Source organism: Streptomyces sp. NPDC057486, assembly GCF_042802415.1.
Taxonomy (GTDB): domain Bacteria; phylum Actinomycetota; class Actinomycetes; order Streptomycetales; family Streptomycetaceae; genus Streptomyces; species Streptomyces yanii.
In genome coordinates this window covers 1-19,503 of the sequence record NZ_JBHVEE010000060.1, presented here as the reverse complement: position 1 = coordinate 19,503, position 19,503 = coordinate 1, and the positions used below count along the sequence as shown (strand labels likewise).

Here is a 19,503-nt window from a genome sequence, read left to right as displayed (position 1 = left end):
ACTGACCGAGCACTATAGAACAGAGAATCGTGCGAATGTACGTCTTGACGCCCGCCATCATGACGTGAGCACCTCGAACTATTATTCGCTCATGACGTGGTTGATCACGGGAGGGGCCGGCTTCATCGGTGCGCATGTGGTGCGCGCCATGCGGGAGGCCGGTGAGTCGGTCGCCGTTTACGACGACCTCTCGACGGGCGGCCGTTCTCGGGTTCCCGCGGACGTTCCGTTCGTGCAGGGATCGACTCTCGACGCAGCTCAGCTGCGGCGCACCCTGACGGACCTGTCGGTGCACGGCGTGGTTCATCTCGCGGCGAAGAAGCAGGTCGCCGAGTCCGTGGAACGCCCCCTGCACTACTACCGGGAGAACGTGCAGGGTCTGCAGACGCTGCTGGAGGCGGTCGCCGACAGCGGCGTGCGCGCCTTCCTGTTCTCGTCCTCGGCGGCCGTCTACGGCATGCCCGATGTGCGGCTTGTGACGGAGGACACTCCGTGCGACCCGATCAACCCCTACGGCGAGACCAAGCTGACCGGTGAGTGGATGGTGCGCGCCGCGGGGAAGGCGCTCGGCATCGCCACCGCCTCGATGCGGTACTTCAACGTCGCCGGCGCGGCCACACCGCTGCTCGCCGACACGGGCGTGTTCAACCTGGTGCCCATGGTCTTCGAGAAACTGACGCAGGGCGAGGTCCCGGTCGTCTTCGGCGACGACTACGACACCGCGGACGGCACCTGCGTACGTGACTTCATCCACGTCGACGACATCGCATCGGCGCATCTCGCCGCGGCCCGGGCTCTCCTCGACCGGGAGCCGGGCACGGACCTGACGGTCAACATCGGCCGTGGCGAGGGCGTCTCGGTGCGCGAGATGATTGAGTTGATCGGTGAGGTGACGGGGTACGGGGCGAAGGCGGTTCCGGTCTCCGCGCCGCGCAGGGCGGGCGATCCGGCCAGGGTGGTCGCGTCCGCCGACCGGATCCGTGCCGAACTGGGCTGGTCCGCCCGGCGAGACGCCCGCGAGATGGTCGCGTCCGCATGGGAGGGCTGGTGCCTCGGGCACCCCGCCGCCCGGCGCCCGAACGACGCGGCCACTCCTGCTTAAGCGTTTCTTCACTTGTTTATGATGTCTCGGTCCGGAGCCCGTGCATCGCGCGGGCCTGCTTCCAGGGAGGGTGACGATCAGCGATGCGCAGCGCCCCTCCACGCGAAGCCAGGCAGCGGAACGAGCCGGCGACCGCGGACGCGTCACCGCTCGCCGACGCTCAGGGCGGCCCGTGGCTGCTGACCGGACACGACGGCAGACTGACGGCGTATGCGCACATCGACGGTGCGGTGCTGAGGTGGACGGAGACCGATCCCGGTGGCCCGCGGTGGGACGGACCGGACGTCCTTCCCGCGAAGGGCATCACCGAGCTCACGGTGGTGCAGGGGCAGAACCGGTACGCCCATCTGCTGGGGCGCCGGGTCCGCCCGCGGGCCGACGGCTGGTCGAACGTGGACATCATGTACGCCACGCAGTACCAGACGGGCCGCCCGCTGACACAGTGGCGCTCGCTGGGCAATCCGTTCAAGGAGATCGCCAAGGCGGTGGAGGTCGGGGCTCCGGCCGGCGCCGTCACCAGTGACGGCGCACTGTACGTCTGTGTCCCGACGGGACCGGGAGGAGTTGCCCTGCGTCGCGAGGACAAGCGGGGCCAATGGCAGCCGTGGAGCGGGCTCCCGGTGGCCGGCGGCACCGACGCACCGGCACCTGCGGCAACCTCGTCCGGCCTGGTGGAGGTGCTCGTTCCCGCCCGCACTGCCGCACTCCATCTCCAGCAGGCCGAGCCGGGCGGTGCCCTGGTACGCGGCTACGACGTGGGCGCGATTCCACTGCCGGGATCGGTGACCGCACTGGAGACGGCCCCGGGTCGGCTGACGTACTACCTGACGGACGCGCGGGGTACCGGTGTCGTCGCCTTCCGGGCAGGCAACTGGCCCGTACCGCTGGGCGGCAATCCGGGGGACGGGCGCATCACTGCGCTCAGGACGACGGTGGACGGCTACGACTGCACGGTGCTTGCGCTCCGCGGCGTCGACGGCACGGTCAACCTCGGTGTGTGTCCGACCGAGGGCGAGCAGGGCGGCGTGTGGTGGACGGGCACCGGGATGCGCTGTGCCGGAGACCCCGCACTGGCTGCGGACGGTTACGGCAGGGCGGTCGTTGCCGCCGTCGGCTCCGACGGCTGTCTGGCCGTCGCACGGCAGCAGGACGGCCAGGGGCTGACCCTCAGCGACTGGAGGCGGGTGTGAGCGCCTCGGGTATGGACAGGGTGACGATCGTCGTCTCGCGCCATCGGGAGGCCGTGGCGCTGGTCGCGGCCGAGACAGCCGGTGCCGAGATCAGCGTCCTGTGCCTGGCGGAGGACGACAGGGAAGGGCGCGCCACCCTGGACCGCGCGCTCAAGGAAGCGGGACGCCGCGGCTGCCAGGTCGGGGGAGCCCCGAGGACCGTCGGTGCGCAGGAGAGCGGCAGTACGGCCGGGCTGCTGCGGGAGCTGCGTGCGCTCCGTCCGCACCGGGTGCGTCTGCAGGATCCCGATCCGGTCCACATCGGGTACGACGCCGAACGCGACGTCCCCGTGTACGACGTGGATCCCGAGCATGCCGCCGCTGCACTGACCGCTCTCTCCGCAGTCCGGGACCACCAGTTGGAATCGGGAACTCCGGTCCATGTCACCTGTCATCGTGCTGATGCGGATGAACAACTCGGCACAGCATCGGGGCTGCGCTACCCGCAGACGACGCACTGGCTCACCGAGGGATTCGACGGCAGGCTCTCCGCCTTCCTTCCCTCGGCGGCCGGCGTGGTGCGGTGGACCCAGTCCGAACCGGGCGGCGCCGCCTGGCAGGGGCCGGAGCTCCTGCCGGGCCCGAGGCTGATGCCCGGCCTCCGGGTGGTCCGGGATCTCCACGGATTCCCGCATCTATTCGCGCTGCGCAGGACCCCGCTCAAGGACGGCGGTGACGACATCGCGATCGTGCGGGCCACCCAATACGGCACCGGCCGTCCCCTCACACCCTGGCACTCACTGGGCAGCCCGAACCCGGGTAACCGGTACAGGAGCCGCGCGATCGGATTTCCGGCGGCCGCGTTCGATGCCACCGGCGGCCTCGTCGTCTTCGCGCGCAACTTCGGGCACGGCGTCAGCTACCGGCAGCAGGGGGCCGACGGTACCTGGACCCCGTGGCAGCACCTGCCGGGCGTCCGTGTCGCGGACGAGTTCGTCACCGTCACCACTGGACGGGGTGAGGTCGAACTCTTCGCGAGGGCACGGGACTCCGCGGCGGTGGTGCGCTGGTACCGCACGGGACCCGATGGCACCTGGGCCGAGGACCGGGCCGTGCCGTTCTCGCCCCGTCCGGGATCCATGGCGGCCGGACCTGAACCGGGGACGCTTGTCTTCCGCGACCTCCGGACGAACGAGCCGTGTCTCTGGTGGCCGGGCGCGACTGCCCCGGTGCCGCTCGGGGGCGCCGAAGGTGCCGGGCCGGTCACCGGCGCCCGCGGCGTCGAGGTGGACGGCTGGGCGTACTCCCTGCTCGTCCGGTCCGGTTCCGGCGGCGCCTGTGCCGTCGGGGCGCATGCCGAGGGCCGGGCGGACGCGGGTGTGTGGTGGAACGAGCTCGGTGGGGAGTCGATCCTGATGCCTGCGGCTGTCCGGGGGCGTACCGGCTTGGTTACTTTGGCGACGTTCACAGCGGGCACACAGCTGGCCATTTCTCACCGAGAGTCACTTTCGGGTGGCTTCGACTTCGGCCGCTGGCACGCAGCGTGAGATTCGCTTGTCAGCTGTGATCATTTTCCGTCACGCTGCCGGTCTAAACCTGTTCAGTTTTTGATAAAGTCTGCGAATCTTTCATGTGAAGGATCCGGCGGAGTCTCATGAACACTTAGGACCCCCTGGACTACGAACGGATGGACGGGGGCCTAGTCGCTGTCGTTCTCGTGACTGAGGGGTTATGGCCAAGCTGTCCTTGCGCGCTGTCCAGAAGCTCACCTGCAAGAAGCGTGACGCCTGGTGGACGGTGATTCTGGTCGACCCGGTCGCAACCCGGGTGCTGATCCGGATCGCACGGTTCGGATTCATCACCCCCAACGGGGTGACCTGGAGCGCTCTCTTCGTCGGCCTCGGTTCGGCGGGCTTCTTCCTCCGTGGCGACGCGCAGTCCCTGATCATCGGCGCGGCCCTCTATCACGTCAGTTTCATTCTGGACTGCATCGATGGGAAGTTGGCCCGTCTCAAGGGCAACGGCACCGTCTTCGGCGGATGGCTGGATTACGTCTTCGACCGCATCAGGGTGCTCTTCTGCGCGCTCGCACTGATGGGTGGTCAGTACCTCCGCACGGAGAGCGCCTGGTACCTGATCGCCGCCCTCGTCGTGGTCTTCCTCGACATGCTCAGGTATGTCGACGCCCTCCAGATCTACAAGATGCGCATGTCGATGCGTACGAAGATCGAGAAGGTCAAGGAGGCGGCCCGGCTGGAGGCCGAGCAGGCGCAGGCGGCCGCTCCGCAGGAGCCGAAGGTCGTCTTCATGGAGGACCTGCTCCGCGAGAACCCCGGCGTCGAGGCCGACATCCTCAAGCAGCAGGCCGCCGGCGTCGTGGACCTGCACGCACAGTTCCGCGACCGCTTCCCCTGGTACACCCGGCTGCGCCAGGCGCTGCTGCGCAGCCGCGTCCGGCCGCACCTCATCAGCGGCATCGAGTTCCAGATGTTCATCTTCATCGTCGGGCCGCTGATCGGGCAGATCCTCTGGACCACCGCCGTCTCCGCGATTCTTCTCGGCCTCTTCGAACTCGTGATCATGTACAAGTTCTGGCTCTCCACCCGTGACTTCACCCGGGTCATGGAGGAGCTCGCCCCCGCCGCCACCCCGGGGGGCACCGTCGCGAACCATCTGCGCGCCGGCCGGCACCGCCGCGCCGCCGACCTCGACCAGGCGGCCGCCCCTGACCGCGGCGTCGGCGCGATACCCGTGGAGCAGCGCTTCCCGGCCCCCGAACCGTACGAGGACCCGGGCTTCCAGCCGTACCCGGAACCCCAATTCGACGCCGGCTACCACTACGGGAGCCCGAGCGACACCATCTCCGCAGGACCGTCGGCCCCCTTCATCCACCCGCCCCGGCCACACGCTGATGTGAACTGGGCGGAGGCCGAAGGGCCCCTGCGATGAACACTCCGGTCGCCTCCCCGCAATACCAGGTCTCCATCGTCATCGGGGCGTTCAACGCCAGTGCCACCCTGGGCCGCGCGCTGGAGTCGGCGCTGCGCCAGACCCATCCGCGGGTCGAGGTGATCGTCGTGGATGACGCCTCCACGGACGGCACGCTCGCCGTCGCCCAGGAGTACGCCGCCCGCGACCCCCGCGTCCGTATCGTCGAACGCACACACAACAGCGGTGGCGTCGGCGCCCCACGCAACAACGGCATCGCGGTGGCCTCCGGCCACTACCTGATGTTCCTTGACGCGGACGACGAGCTGCCGCACAAGGCCTGCGAGTCACTCCTGGAGTCGGCGCTCGCCACAGGCGCCGACATCACCGCGGGCCGCGCCCTGCGCGTGAACCTCGCCAAGGACGAGATCACGATCTGGCAGCCGCAGCTGTACGGCACCGATCGCACCGTCGAGGGCGGGCTGCGCGTCATGCCCGAGCTCTTCGAGGACCCGATCGCCGCGGCCAAGCTCTACCGGATCGACTTCCTCCTGGACAACGGCATCCGGTTTCCCGAGGAGGTCTTCTTCGAGGACACCTACTTCTCCACGGTTGCCTGGTACTGCGCGCGGTCCGTCACCCTGATGGCCACCCCCGTGTACCGGTGGATCTGGGAACGGGAGACCGACGCACCCTCCATCACCAACCGCCGCGGCGAACTGCGCAGCATCCGCGACCGGGTGCTGGTGCACCAGTACGCCGACGCCTTCCTGATCCACAACGGTGCCGAGGACCTGCTGGCGCACAAGGCGGCGAAGTTCCTCTCGCACGATCTGCGGCTGTACACCCCGGAACTGCGCGCGGGTGACGAAACGTTTCGCAAGGGCTTCGCGGACCTCGTCGCGCCGTATCTGCGCACTCTTCCGCCCAGCGTCTACGACCTGTGCGGACCGCTGGAGCGGGTCCGCGCCTTCAGCCTGCTCCACGGCCGTGTCGACCTGGCGCTCACCGTCTCGGACTACACCCAGCGACGCAGCGTGCTCAGCTCCGACCTGGTGGAACGCAACGGCAAGGTCTATTGGTCGGCAGCGCTGCTGGGCCGGCCGCACGCCGAGCGCTTCCTCGACGTCACCGACCTCGATCTGAGTGGCAACAGCCTCTCCGACTCCCGGCTGTTCAATCAGGCCACCCGGGCGGAGATACACGACGGCACGCTCCACGTCAGCGGCTACATCCGTAACCAGTTCGGCCGGGTCGGCCCCAAGGACAGACTGGAACTCACCGCCGTACTGCGCCGCCGCAGCACGAAGGCCGACCACACCTTCGACGTCACCGGGATAGACGTCGACGACGACTTCATCCACTACCACACCGCCGTCGACCTGGACGCGACCCTCGGCAAGGCGGGCCGGGCCGGCAACTGGAACCTCTTCGTGCAGATCCGGCACGGCGGGGAGCGGGCCACCACCACCGTCTGCGTGACCGGACTCGACATCGAGCGGGAGCGCTACCGCGGCGACGGAGCGACGTACGAGATCTACGAAACGGTCAGCGGCAATCTCGCCCTGCGTCCCGAGACGGCCGAGCAGCAGGCGACCGACCGACCGCGCGGCACTCCCTGGCTCTGGTGGCAGGACAAGCCGGCCGCGGGGGCCGTGAACCGCAGGCCCGACAAGTACGCGGCCGCCCTCGTCGTGCACTGCCACAACGACGAGTACAACCTCTACGAGTTCCTCAGCTCGCTTCTCGCCCAGCGCGAGTTCGCGACGACGCAGGTGATCCTCGTCGACGACGGGTCCACCGACGCGACCGCCGCGCAGCTCGCCGACTTCGCTGCGTTCCACGCCAATACCGAGGTGATCAGCCAGATCGCCCTGGGAGCCCGCTCCAGCTTCGACAACGGTCTGCGGTACGTGAAGGCGCCGTATGTGGCCTTCGCCCGCGCCCAGGACATCATGGGCGAGAACAGCATCGGCCGACTGGTCGCCGCCGCCCGCCGGGCCAAGGCCGATGTGGTGGTCGGGGACCACGACAACTTCCCCGGCGCGCGCAGGTTCGGCGACGAACCGTGGAAGCGGTACTTCGAGAAGGACGCCCGCCACGCGGATCGGCTCGACGACGCCCCGTACGTGATCTTCTCCACCGAACTGGGCGGCAAGCTGTTCAAGACCTCGCTGCTGCGTCGGCACGGGCTGCGCAGCGGTCACGGCCCCGGCTTCGAGGGCGCCTGGCTCACCGTACCGGCGCTGCTGCACGCCCGTATCGTGACCACCGCACCGACGGCCACCTCCTTCGAGCGCGACCCCCAGCGCCGGGACTCGATGTTCGACCTGGCCTGGAACGACCCGGTGAAGACCCAGGAGCTGATCCGGCTCTGCCGTCACATCGTCCGGATGACGGAACGCCTGAGCGTGCGGGCCGCCCGTCTCGCGATGCGATTCGTGGTCCGTACGATGCAGCCGCATCTGCGCAACATCCACCGGATCATGAGCCGCGCGGAGATCGCCGGGATCTTCCCTGCCCTGGTCGAGATCTATGAGCAGCTGCCCGACGAGCTGATCCTCCAGTATGCGACCTCCCCCATGGCACAGCTTCAGCACCACGCCGTGCGGACCGGCAACTACGAGCTGTTCTGCGACCCGTACGCCAAACCGGCCTACCGCCCCGAGCTGCTCATCGACGACGCCGGCATGCACCGGCGCCTGGAGCAGGACCGCACCGAGACCACCCTGCTGCGGGTCGACCGCCAGAAGGCCGTCCTGGAGACCTTCGTCGTCGACGGCGAACACCTCAGGTTCGAGGGCCTGCTGGTCTTCTCGGGCGTCGACATCAGCCGACCGTTCAGCAACCGCATCGAACTCGTGCTGAGCGACGGCGTCGAAGAGGCATCCCTCACCGTCGAGCAGGTCTATCGGCGCGACCGCTGGAGGGCACGCAAGGAACAGGACTGGTACGCGGGCTGGCGCGCCGTCGCCCGCCCGGGAGACCTGACCCGTCTCTCCAACCACGATCTGACCCTGCGGATGCGCGTCCACGACGGCGAGCGCCGACACGACATGCCGGTCGAGGCCCGTCAGATGCTGCACCGCTTCAAGGGCGTGCACCGGTCGGGCCGTGCCCGGGTACGGATGACCATCGGCGGCAACGAGACGGTGATCCTGCGCCGGGTCACCGGCCCGCTGCGCAAGGCGCGGTACGCGCTGAGCCGCTTCCGTGAGGAGCTGCGGAACTCGCTGCCCGGCCGTTCCGGCTGGCGCACCAGGCTGCTGTACTGGCTGACGTATCCGAAGCTGCACGGCAAGGACATCTGGATCATCGGTGAGCGCGAGGACACCGCGCAGGACAACTCGTACCACCTGTTCAAGTGGATCAGGGAGAACGAGCCCAGGCGCAAGGTGTACTACGCGATCAACGGCGACGCCGCGGACCGCGAGAAGATCGACCATCTGGGCCAGGTCATCGACCGGCTCTCCTGGAAGTACCGCGCCTACCTGCTGCACGCCACTCGGCTCATCAACGCCTACGACCTGGAGGCATACCTCGGCTTCCCCGGCCTGTCCAAGCGGGCCTTCCTGCGCGGTTACGGCGATCTGCTGCGCTACAAGCGGGTGTTCCTGCAGCACGGCGTCGTCTACAACGACGTCGTCGGTTCCATCCATGCCCAGGTCACGAACGTCGACATGGTCCTCACCACCGGCCGCAGCGAGCGCGCCTACTACGCGGAGCACTGCGGCTACGGCTACGACCGGGTGGCCGCCACCGGCCTTCCGCGCTACGACGCGCTCAAGCCGGTGCCCGGTCAGCGCAAGATCCTGGTCATGCCCACCTGGCGACGCGACATCGTGGCCCCCTCCTACAACAAGGCGGCCAAGCCGGAGATCCCCTTCGCGGCCTCGGAGTACTACCGGTTCTTCTCCGCACTGCTGCGCGACAAGCGGCTGCTGAAGGCGCTCCAGTACTACAACGTGGAGCTGGAGTTCATGCCGCACTACGAGATCAGGCCGTACCTGAAGCACTTCCGGATCGACCACCCGTCCATCACGGTCTCCTCGACCGGACGGGACGTCCAGCTGGCCATGCGGGAGTGCTCGATGCTCGTGACCGACTACTCGTCGGTGTTCTTCGACGTCGCGTACATGGGCAAGCCGATCGTCTACACCAACTTCGACGACGAGGCGTTCTACAGCAAGCACTACAAGCGCGGCTACTTCGACCTCGCTCGCGACGGCTTCGGCCCGGCGTGCGGACGCGTCGACCAGGCGGTCGACGAGATCATCGCCTCCATCACCCGCGACTTCGAGGTCGAGCCCGAATTCCGCCGCCGCGCGGAGGAGTTCTTCGTCCTGCGCGACACGAACAACTGCGAGCGGGCCTTCGACGTGATCGATTCGATGGATGCCGCCGCAGGTGGCGATCCAGGCCGGATGTCCACCCCGCTCGTCATGGGGCGGCCCGAAGAGAACCTGCGTGAAAGGGCGTGACGACGTGCGGCATCTGAGGGTCTTCCTGGCCGGCGACTCCAGCGTGACCAGCCGTCCGCGGAGCATGGCACCGATGACCGGCTGGGGCCAGGTGCTCCAGATTTTCATCCAGAACGCCGAGGTGGTGAACGCGGCCCGTGCCGGGGCGAGTTCGCGCAGCTTCGTGGAGCGCGGCCGGCTCGACTGGATCCTGGAGAACATCGCCCCGGGCGATCTGCTGCTGGTCTCGTTCGGTCTGATCGATATGAAGCCCGGCGACGGCCGCTTCACGGAGCCGTTCGGCGACTACCAGCGGTACCTGCGCAAGTACGTGCTGGGCGCGCGGGCACGGGGGGCGCATCCGGTGCTGGTGACCAGTCACGAACGCCGGGTTTTCGACGATCACGGGAACATGCGACGTCCGCTCGGGCTCTACCCGACGGCCATGCGTGAACTCGCCGCGGGCCTGTCCGTACCGCTCATCGACCTCAACGAGTGGAGCGTCGAATGGTGGCGTCAGGCAGGGGCGGAAGGGACCAAGCAGCTGTTCCTGTACATGGAGCCGGGCGAGGACCCCAACTTCCCCGAGGGCATCGCAGACAACACCCATCTCCGCGGCCATGGAGCCGTGGAATGTGCCCGGTTCGTGGCGGGCGAGATGTGCGCCCAGGGAGTACTCACCTCGAACCACTTCAGAAACCTCGAAGCGAAGGTCCCTGAGGCGGCCGTGGAGTTTCTCGACGACGAAGTCTTCGAGAAGTTGACCAAGTCCCGGGTGGGCGGTCGCGCCGCATCCGCAGAGATGAGTGAGGCCTTGTTGTGAACGACTGGTATCCACTTGTCCGTGCTTGGGTGACGCACCCCCAGATGCCACAGGTGGGCGGGACCCTCGAACTGTTCGCCGATATCGACCCGGCCCTGCCGGTCACGCCCGGCCAGGAGTTCGGCCTCGCCCTGTCCGTCATGCCGGTCGGCGGCGCCTACCGCACCTACGGCTATCTGCTTGACGACATGCTGGGCGACCACGCGAAGATGGTCCGCCACCAGGGCATGAGTCATCTGACGAACGGGCGGTACGCCACCTACGCGAGCGGCACGGACCCCCGCACGGTGAACTGCCTGGTCCGTATCCATGACGACGCCGTCGAAGGAGCGGTGCTGCTGCCACGGGTGATCATCGGTCTGATGACGACCCAGGGCGACAAGCTCATCCCCTCGACTGCGGTCTCGGACCGCGGGTTCCGGGTGCGACGCCACATGCTGCGAGGACAGAGCATGGTGCTGCGACAGGGCGGCCGTGCGGTGCTGCCTGCCGGCCACAGTCCGGCAGCCGGCCTGCGGTTCATGGGCGTCGGCATCGCCGGGCACGGCCTGCTCACCTGCGGAGCCGACGGGAGCGTCACCTATGACGCCGACCCGGGGCACCTGGGGTACGACCGATTCGAATTGTGTTACGAGGACGACCGGGGGCACCGGGTGTGGTCGGAAGTGACGGTGCATATCGGAGACTTCGGAGCCTCACCCGGAGCGATAGCCGTACAGTCGTGAATGTGGACCGTTCGGGTTTCCCTTTTCAGTTCAGCGTCACGGTCCCGGCCGGTGCGGAGAAAAGGGAACCTCCGGTGCTCATCGAGATATGCACCTCGTAATCACCCGGTACCGCGTTCTTCAGTGAAATTCCCTTGTAGCCCGATGTGGCGAAATAGGCGAAGTCGTAGTTGCCGAAATCGCCGCGCCGGATGTGTCCGCGGATCGCTGCCGGCTTGCGTGACATGCCGAGTCGGAACGAATAGACGGTCCGGTCGCCGCGCAGTACCAGGTAGTAGCTCGCGTGACCGTGCGCCGCCGCTTCGATGCCATGGATGAAGAAAGTCCCCTCGACGTGGAACGTGCGCTCCTTGAGCCAGGTGTTCTCCAGCGAGAAAGCCGTCTCCTGCGAGTACTGTCCGAGGATGGGACGCCGCAGCAGTCGCACCTTCTTCGTGTCACCGATGAGTGATATCTCGGTCCCGCCGAAAGGCCGCCGCAGGTCGAACGGGCGGCGCGCGGCCAGCGCAGTACGCCGGTCTATTCCTTCGGTAGGGCTGGCCACTCGTACCGAAAGGTCGTACGCCCCGGCCGGGAGCTCATTCACAAGAATGCCTGAGGGACTCTCCGGCTCGAATCCGCCATTGGGATAGTCGCAGGCGAAGCGGTCGAAGTACAGGCTGTAGAGATGCTTGGCCTCGGTGGATGCCAAGGGGAACTCCCAATGGCGGCCACCGGCCCCTTCCGCGACCAGGGTCTTCGTCAGGAAACCTTGCGGGTAAGGGGATTCCCCCGGGATGAACGCATGCCCGGACAGAAGCAGCCCGGCGCCGCGGATGTCCTGTTTGTTGAGCACCGCGATCAGCTGGTCGGACTGCCGCAGCTCCGCCAGATAGATGCTCCGCTCAACCTCGTTGACCTGTGGGTTTCCGTTCTCCACAAAGCCCAGCCGGGGCTCGGCGCCCTCCGTGAGGGACGCCAGGACGCCGGTGACGAGCGGCAGGTTGTATCCGGACACCTCGCCGTGCTGGCGCACCATCGAGGAGTTCGTACGAATGAAGTTGAAGTTGGCGCATCCCCAGAACAGTTGGAGATGCGGATTGATCTCCTTCTCGTACTGTTCGTCGGCTTCGGAGGTGAACAGGTAGATGTTGTGTCCCTGCCCGCCGTATGCATTGAGCAAGCTGGGGATCGCACTGTTCAGCGAGTCGACGTTCTGCTGCGGCATCATTTCGCCGAGCATGTACCGGCCCGTTTCCGCCCGGTCGCGCACATAGTCGCCGATAAGGAACTGGGGTACGACCGTGACAATGTTCCGGTATCCGTACTTCAAGCCGAAATAGAGGGCCGCACTTCCGCCCTTCGACACACCCAGCAGGCTGACCTGCTCACGCGTCAGGCCGAGCCCCGACATCGTTCTCTCGATCAGCCCGGCGACTGCCCCCTCGATACCGAAATCCATGTTCCGGCAGAGGTAGTAGCTGTAGTGCCCGTCGAACTCGTCGCGGATCCAGAGGATGTTGGCGCGCAGATCGTTCAGTGATTTTCCGGCGAAGTGGTAGCCGTTGGGCGCTGCGAAGCCCGAGAAGATGACGATCAGGTGGCGTGCGTCACCCTCTGCCGGGCGAAAGCGGTACTCCACGGGGAACGGACCCGAAGCGTCTGTGGATGTCACCACACTCCGACGGTCGATCGCCGCACGATTCGGCACCAGAGGAGGGATTGGTGTAGTCATCGAGATACCCTTGCCTGCTCTGCTGTGATTCCGGACACGGCTGCCCGCGGAAGTGCGTTTGAGTGTATCCGTCCACCACTGTGCCAGTCGACCCCGAATTCAGGGTGGCCGCACTGCTCGGGCGATGTGCCGGTTGATAGCATCCGCACCGTCATATGGCGGATTTCTGAAGGCGAATCCCCGCACACATGCGCGGCCCCGACCCCGCTCGGTGCCCGGAACAGGGGGCTTCGTGAACGGACGCTGGTCCGTACGAGTCGCGGCACTGGCCCTCGCGCCACTGCTGGCCGGGTGCAGTGCCCGGTCGGCCTCCGACGCGGGGAGCAGCGGCCGGGACGGAGATGTACCCACGCATGCCTCGTCCCCGTCTGCCACAGCCCCTTCCACCCAACCTCTGCCCGACGGCGTCTCGTTCACCCAGTCGGTCCGGAGGCTGAACGACGGCAGTCCGGTACGGACGAGCGTGCTGACGGTGGCCCAGGACGCAGCCGTGGACGTCGAGGGCGTGCACGGCGCCTCGGTCGCGACCACCGACACCGTCCGCGAGCTGGCACGCCGAGCGGGTGCGGTCGCGGCTGTCAACGGCACCTTCTTCGACTCGGACTCCGTCCGCTACAAGGGCGATCCGCTCGGCCTCTACATGTCACGCGGCACTCTGCTGAGCGAGGCGGCGGGAGGCCGTACCGCGCTGATCCTTCCGGGCCCCGGAGAACGCCCCCGCATCACCGAGTTGCGCTCCGCCACCCGCGTCACCTCCTCCGACGGTGCACGCGCTGTCGTGGACGGCACCGACCGGGTACCTGGCCGCATCGTCGGCTGCGGGGGAGTGGGCGGCGACCGGCTCGCCGACACCGGCGCGCTTACCACGGACCCGCTCCCGGGGCGGATCTGCGAGGACCCCGACGAGATCGTCGACTTCCCCGCGCAGTGGGGCACTGCGACCCCGTATGCGGGCCGGGGTAGCGTCGAGGCGGTCCTCGACGCGCGGTCCACGGTGGTCGGCGTACGCAGTCCCGCAGGGGGCGCTGTGCCGGACGGCGGCCGGACGCTCGTGGGTATCGGCTCCGGGGCCGACTGGCTGCGCGCGCACGCACGGCCTGGGCGGAGGCTTGCCGTGTCGTCCGTGCTGACCGACGCGCACGGAGTACGGGTCCGCGGGGACCGGGCCTCGGTCTTCGGGGCCGGCCCGGCGCTGGTCCGATCCGGCCGGACCTGGATCAATGCCGCCGCGAACGGGGTTTCCGAAGGGGCTGTGCGCACCCGTGCACCCCGTACGGTCGCCGGAGTCCGCGCGGACGGCACTCTGCTGCTCGTTGTGTTCGACGGGCGAAGGCCGGGCGTCAGCGCGGGCGTGACCCTGCCCGAGGCGGCGGAGGTTCTGCTTTCCCTCGGCGCGGTCGACGCGATGAATCTTGACGGCGGGGGTTCGAGCACGATGGTGGTCCGGGACCGGGTGCGCAACAGTCCCTCGGGCGCGGGCCGGACCGACGACCGGCGCCCGCGGAAGGTCTCCAACGCCATCGCGGTCGTCCCCCGGAAGGGCCGCTGAGCGCCGCGCGACACGACGAACGGGCCGTACAGGAAGGATCCTGTACGGCCCGCCGCCGTTGTCGACCAGGTGCTACGCGGGAACGCTCGCCACGCCCTGCGCCAGGAACTTCTTGCCGTTCACCCGCTCCGAGACGCCCTCACGGTCCAGGTACGGCGTGATGCCGCCCAGGTGGAAGGGCCAGCCCGCACCGGTGATCAGGCAGAGGTCGATGTCCTGGGCCTCGGCGACGACACCCTCGTCCAGCATCAGACCGATCTCCTGCGCCACCGCGTCCAGGACGCGGTCGCGGACCTGCTCCTCGGACAGGACGACATCGCCCTGCTCGAGGAGCGCGGCGACCTCCGGGTCCAGCTTCGGCCTGCCCGAGTCGTACACGTAGAAGCCGCGCTTGCCGGCCTTGACGACCGCCGCGAGGTTCTCGGAGACGGTGAAACGCTCGGGGAAGGCGCGGTTCAGCGTCTCGGAGACATGCAGACCGATGGCCGGCCCGACCAGCTCCAGGAGCACCAGCGGGGACATCGGCAGACCGAGGGGCTCGATGGCCCTCTCGGCGACATCGACCGGGGTGCCCTCGTCGATGACGTTCTGGATCTCGCCCATGAAGCGGGTGAGGATGCGGTTGACGACGAACGCCGGGGCGTCCTTCACCAGCACCGCGGTCTTCTTCAGCTTCCGTGCCACACCGAACGCCGTGGCCAGCGAGGCGTCGTCGGTCTGCTCGCCGCGGACGATCTCCAGCAGGGGGAGGATCGCGACCGGGTTGAAGAAGTGGAAGCCGACGACCCGCTCCGGGTGCTGCAGCTTCGAGGCCATCTCGGTGACCGAGAGGGACGAGGTGTTGGTGGCGAGGATCGCGTGCGCCGGGGCGACCGCCTCGACCTCCGCGAACACCTGCTGCTTGACGCCGATCTCCTCGAAGACGGCCTCGATGATGAAGTCGGCGTCGGAGAAGCCCTCGGCCTTGTCCAGCACACCGGTGACCAGGGCCTTGAGGCGGTTGGCCTTGTCCTGGTTGATCCGGCCCTTGCCGAGCAGCTTCTCGATCTCGGCGTGGACATAGCCCACACCCTTGTCGACGCGCTCCTGGTCGATGTCGGTCAGGACGACCGGCACCTCCAGGCGGCGCAGGAACAGCAGCGCCAGCTGCGAGGCCATCAGACCGGCGCCGACGACGCCGACCTTGGTGACCGGGCGGGCCAGGGACTTGTCCGGGGCACCGGCCGGGCGCTTGGCACGCTTCTGGACCAGGTTGAAGGCGTAGATCCCGGACCGCAGCTCGCCGCCCATGATCAGGTCCGCGAGGGCCCGGTCCTCGGCGTCGAAGCCGGCGCTCAGGTCGCCGTCCTTCGCCGCGGCGATGATCTCCAGCGCGCGGTACGCGGCCGGAGCGGCGCCGTGCACCTTGGAGTCGGCGATGGCCTTGCCACGGGCGACGGCCTGGTCCCAGGCGTCACCGCGGTCGATCTCGGGGCGCTCCACCGTGACCGTGCCGTTCAGCACGTTCGCGGTCCAGATCAGCGACTGCTCCAGGAAGTCCGCACCCTCGAAGAGGGCGTCGGCGATCCCGAGCTCGAAGACCTGCTTGCCCTTGAGCTGACGGTTCTGGTTCAGCGAGTTCTCGATGATCACCGAGACGGCGCGGTCGGCACCGATCAGGTTCGGCAGCAGGGCGCAGCCGCCCCAGCCGGGGACCAGACCGAGGAAGACCTCGGGCAGCGAGAACGCGGGCAGCGCCTTGGAGACGGTGCGGTACGAGCAGTGCAGACCGACCTCGACACCGCCGCCCATCGCCGCGCCGTTGTAGTACGCGAACGTCGGGACCGCGAGACCGGAGAGGCGGCGGAACACGTCGTGGCCGCCCTTGCCGATGGCGAGCGCGTCGTCGTGGTTCTTCAGCAGCTCGACGCCCTTGAGGTCGGCGCCGACCGCGAAGATGAACGGCTTGCCGGTGATACCGATACCGGTGATCGCGCCTTCGGCGGCTTCCTTCTCGACCTGGTCGACGGCCGCGTTCAGGTTCGCCAGCGACTGCGGCCCGAAGGTCGTCGGCTTGGTGTGGTCCAGGCCGTTGTCCAGCGTGATGAGGGCGAACCTGCCCGCACCCGCCGGGAGATCGAGGTGGCGTACGTGCGCCTGCGTGACGACCTCACCCGGGAACAGCTCGGCTGCGCCCTTCAGAAGCTCAGTGGTGGAGCTCACTTGTTGCCTCCGTCGAAGTTCGGGTTCTCCCAGATGACCGTCGCGCCCATGCCGAAGCCGACGCACATGGTGGTCAGGCCGTAGCGGACGTTCGGCTGCTCCTCGAACTGGCGGGCCAGCTGCGTCATCAGACGCACACCCGAGGAGGCCAGCGGGTGACCGTAGGCGATGGCGCCGCCGTACTGGTTGACGCGCGCGTCGTCGTCGGCGATGCCGTAGTGGTCGAGGAAGGCGAGCACCTGGACGGCGAACGCCTCGTTGATCTCGAAGAGACCGATGTCACCGATCGACAGACCGGCCTTGGCGAGGGCCTTCTCGGTCGACGGGATCGGGCCGTAGCCCATGACCTCCGGCTCGACACCCGCGAAGGCGTACGAGACGAGGCGCATCTTGACCGGGAGACCGAGCTCGCGGGCGACGTCCTCGGCGGCGAGCAGCGAGGCGGTGGCGCCATCGTTGAGGCCGGCGGCGTTACCCGCGGTGACGCGGCCGTGCGCACGGAACGGCGTCTTCAGACCGGCCAGGGACTCCAGCGTGGTGCCCGGACGCATCGGCTCGTCGGCGGTGACCAGGCCCCAGCCCGTCTCGCCGGCCTCGGCGTTGGTGCGACGAACGGAGATCGGCACCAGGTCCTGCTGGATCTTGCCGTTGGCGTACGCCTTGGCGGCCTTCTCCTGCGAGCGGACCGCGTACTCGTCGGCGCGGAGCTTGGTGATCTGCGGGTACCGGTCGTGCAGGTTCTCCGCGGTCATCCCCATGAAGAGGGCGGACTCGTCGACCAGCTTCTCCGACACGAAACGCGGGTTCGGGTCGACACCCTCGCCCATCGGGTGGCGGCCCATGTGCTCGACACCACCGGCGACGACGACGTCGTACGCGCCGAAGGCGATCGAACCGGCCGTCGACGTGACGGCGGTCAGGGCGCCCGCACACATGCGGTCGATGGAGTAGCCGGGCACCGACTGCGGCAGACCGGCCAGGATTCCGGCGGTCCGGCCCAGCGTCAGGCCCTGGTCGCCGATCTGCGTGGTCGCGGCGATGGCGACCTCGTCGATACGGGCGGGGTCCAGGTCCGGGTTGCGGCGCAGCAGCTCCCGGATGGCCTTCACGACGAGATCGTCGGCGCGGGTCTCGTGGTAGATGCCCTTCGGGCCCGCCTTGCCGAACGGGGTGCGGACGCCGTCGACGAAGACGACGTCCCGGATGGTACGAGGCACGATGGCTCTCCTCCAGGGTGCGGGATGGCACTGCTGCGGAGCACGCCCCAGAGGCGTGCCGCACCCCCTCATGCTACTTGCGGGTAACCAGACTGCCCACCCCCCACGGCGGGAGCGGCGAAGGTCACATGCGGGCGGGGCCGGGCGCGCGGTCGTTTCACCCTCCGTCGCCGGACGGGCCGGAAACGCCGATCGCCGGGCGGGCTCACGATGAGCCCGTCCGGCGATGGACGCGACGGAGCGGCCGCGGGCCGCACAACCTGGCCCGAATTCGACCTCGGGAAACCGCTCAGGCGGCTTGGGTCAGCGCGCGGACCAGCAGCGGTGCCACCTGTTCGACCTGCCAGCGCCGTGCCCCGTACGAGGTGAGCACGTCCTCGACCGCACCCGGCGTAGGACTCTTCGGCGGCTCCCAGCAGACGCGGCGCACCGTGTCCGGCGTGATCAGGTTCTCCTGCGGCATGTGCAGCCGCTCGGCGAGCTCCGACACCGCGGCGCGGGCCGCCGACAGCCGGGCGGCGGCCGCCGGGTCCTTGTCCGCCCAGGAGCGCGGCGGCGGCGGGCCCGCGAGAGGCTGGCCCGGCTGGGGGAGCTCGGCTTCGGGCAGCGCCTTGGCCCGCTCGACGGCCGCCTGCCACTGCTCCAGCTGACGCCGTCCCATCCGGTGACCGAAGCCGGGCAGGGCGGTCAGGGCCTGGACATTGGCCGGCATCGAGAGGGCCGCTTCGACGATCGCCGCGTCGCCGAGCACCTTGCCGGGCGAGATGTCGCGGCGCTGCGCGACCTGGTCGCGGGCGTTCCACAGCTCCCGTACGACCGCCATCTGGCGGCGACGGCGCACCTTGTGCATGCCGGACGTGCGGCGCCACGGGTCCTTGCGCGGGGGAGCGGGGGGCGCCGCCGCGATCGCGTCGAACTCCTCCTGCGCCCACTCCAGCTTGCCCTGACGGTCGAGCTCCCCCTCCAGGGCGTTGCGCAGATCGATCAGCAGCTCGACATCGAGCGCGGCATAGCGGAGCCAGGGATCGGGCAGCGGGCGGGTGGACCAGTCGACGGCGGAGTGCCCCTTCTCCAGCGCGTAGCCGAGCACGCTCTCGACCATCGCGCCGAGGCCGACCCGCGGGAATCCGGCAAGCCGCCCGGCGAGTTCCGTGTCGAAGAGCCCGGTGGGGGTCATCCCTATTTCGCGCAGACAGGGCAGGTCCTGGGTGGCGGCGTGCAGGATCCACTCGCTGCCGTGCAGTGCCTCGCCGAGCGACGACAGGTCGGGGCAGCCGACCGGGTCGATCAGCGCGCTGCCCGCACCGTCACGGCGCAGCTGCACGAGATAGGCGCGCTGGCCGTAGCGGTAGCCGGAGGCGCGCTCGGCGTCGACGGCGACGGGGCCGGTGCCCGCGGCGAAGGCCGCGACCACCCGGGCGAGGGCGTCGTCGGAGGCCACCACCGGGGGAATGCCCTCGCGAGGTTCGAGCAAGGGGATCGGCGCCGGGGCGACGTCGTCCGGGGGAGCGCCCCCGGTGGTTCGCAGTGAAGTGTCTGCTGCGGTCTCTTGGGCGTCGGTCACGTGTCAAGGGTATCTGTGTATGTACGGCGCCCGTCGACGGAACGTTCCGT

At 68.6% G+C, this 19,503-nt stretch carries 12 protein-coding genes; 8 read left to right on the top strand and 4 right to left on the bottom strand.

Annotated elements, in window-relative coordinates:
* Positions 1-91: 91 nt before the first annotated feature.
* The 7 genes from galE (at position 92) to ACFU6I_RS25910 (ending at position 11,207) form a co-directional block, all read left to right on the top strand.
* Positions 92-1,102, top strand: coding sequence for a UDP-glucose 4-epimerase GalE (gene galE / locus ACFU6I_RS25940; protein WP_384371024.1), 1,011 nt, complete (start codon positions 92-94; stop codon positions 1,100-1,102).
* A gap of 83 nt (positions 1,103-1,185) precedes the next feature.
* Positions 1,186-2,292 (top strand): hypothetical protein, encoded by a 1,107-nt coding sequence (locus tag ACFU6I_RS25935; protein WP_384371022.1) that lies wholly within the window; start codon positions 1,186-1,188, stop codon positions 2,290-2,292.
* Positions 2,289-3,818, top strand: coding sequence for a hypothetical protein (locus tag ACFU6I_RS25930; protein WP_384371020.1), 1,530 nt, complete (start codon positions 2,289-2,291; stop codon positions 3,816-3,818). The genes ACFU6I_RS25935 and ACFU6I_RS25930 overlap by 4 nt, the downstream gene beginning before the upstream one ends.
* 184 nt (positions 3,819-4,002) lie before the next feature.
* The gene (locus ACFU6I_RS25925) at positions 4,003-5,220 is read left to right on the top strand and encodes a CDP-alcohol phosphatidyltransferase family protein (protein ID WP_384371018.1); all 1,218 of its coding nucleotides are present in this window, start codon (positions 4,003-4,005) and stop codon (positions 5,218-5,220) included.
* Positions 5,217-9,680: a glycosyltransferase gene (locus ACFU6I_RS25920; RefSeq protein ID WP_384371016.1), complete on the top strand. Its 4,464-nt coding sequence runs from the start codon at positions 5,217-5,219 to the stop codon at positions 9,678-9,680. Before ACFU6I_RS25925 ends, ACFU6I_RS25920 begins: the two co-directional genes overlap by 4 nt.
* Positions 9,667-10,482 (top strand): rhamnogalacturonan acetylesterase, encoded by an 816-nt coding sequence (locus tag ACFU6I_RS25915; RefSeq protein ID WP_384371014.1) that lies wholly within the window; start codon positions 9,667-9,669, stop codon positions 10,480-10,482. Before ACFU6I_RS25920 ends, ACFU6I_RS25915 begins: the two co-directional genes overlap by 14 nt.
* Before the next feature lie 44 nt (positions 10,483-10,526).
* On the top strand, positions 10,527-11,207 hold the full coding sequence (locus ACFU6I_RS25910; protein WP_384371012.1) for a hypothetical protein: 681 nt from the start codon (positions 10,527-10,529) through the stop codon (positions 11,205-11,207).
* Positions 11,208-11,232: 25 nt separating this feature from the next.
* Here ACFU6I_RS25910 and ACFU6I_RS25905 read toward each other — a convergent pair whose 3' ends face one another.
* A complete protein-coding gene (locus tag ACFU6I_RS25905; RefSeq protein WP_384371010.1) occupies positions 11,233-12,828 on the bottom strand; it encodes a hypothetical protein in 1,596 nt (531 codons plus the stop codon).
* A 325-nt stretch (positions 12,829-13,153) separates the two neighbouring features.
* Here ACFU6I_RS25905 and ACFU6I_RS25900 point away from each other — a divergent pair, with 325 nt between their 5' ends.
* A complete protein-coding gene (locus tag ACFU6I_RS25900; protein WP_384371008.1) occupies positions 13,154-14,470 on the top strand; it encodes a phosphodiester glycosidase family protein in 1,317 nt (438 codons plus the stop codon).
* A 72-nt stretch (positions 14,471-14,542) separates the two neighbouring features.
* On the opposite strand, the gene ACFU6I_RS25895 is transcribed toward ACFU6I_RS25900, so the two are convergent.
* The 3 genes from ACFU6I_RS25895 to ACFU6I_RS25885 all read right to left on the bottom strand — a co-directional run bounded on the left by ACFU6I_RS25895 (position 14,543) and on the right by ACFU6I_RS25885 (position 19,453).
* The gene (locus tag ACFU6I_RS25895) at positions 14,543-16,672 is read right to left on the bottom strand and encodes a 3-hydroxyacyl-CoA dehydrogenase NAD-binding domain-containing protein (protein WP_384371006.1); all 2,130 of its coding nucleotides are present in this window, start codon (positions 16,670-16,672) and stop codon (positions 14,543-14,545) included.
* Positions 16,669-17,889, bottom strand: coding sequence for a thiolase family protein (locus ACFU6I_RS25890; protein ID WP_384371004.1), 1,221 nt, complete (start codon positions 17,887-17,889; stop codon positions 16,669-16,671). The genes ACFU6I_RS25895 and ACFU6I_RS25890 overlap by 4 nt, the downstream gene beginning before the upstream one ends.
* 289 nt (positions 17,890-18,178) lie before the next feature.
* Positions 18,179-19,453 carry a ribonuclease D gene (locus tag ACFU6I_RS25885; protein ID WP_384371002.1) on the bottom strand — a complete coding sequence of 425 codons (1,275 nt, stop codon included), beginning with the start codon at positions 19,451-19,453 and terminating at the stop codon, positions 18,179-18,181.
* Positions 19,454-19,503 lie beyond the last annotated feature (50 nt).

Coding starts and splice junctions, on each gene's coding strand:
- ACFU6I_RS25920 (WP_384371016.1), top strand. CDS start 5,217: ATGAACACTCCGGTCGCCTCCCCGCAATACCAGGTCTCCATCGTCATC.
- ACFU6I_RS25910 (WP_384371012.1), top strand. CDS start 10,527: ATGCCACAGGTGGGCGGGACCCTCGAACTGTTCGCCGATATCGACCCG.
- ACFU6I_RS25925 (WP_384371018.1), top strand. CDS start 4,003: ATGGCCAAGCTGTCCTTGCGCGCTGTCCAGAAGCTCACCTGCAAGAAG.
- ACFU6I_RS25935 (WP_384371022.1), top strand. CDS start 1,186: ATGCGCAGCGCCCCTCCACGCGAAGCCAGGCAGCGGAACGAGCCGGCG.
- galE (WP_384371024.1), top strand. CDS start 92: ATGACGTGGTTGATCACGGGAGGGGCCGGCTTCATCGGTGCGCATGTG.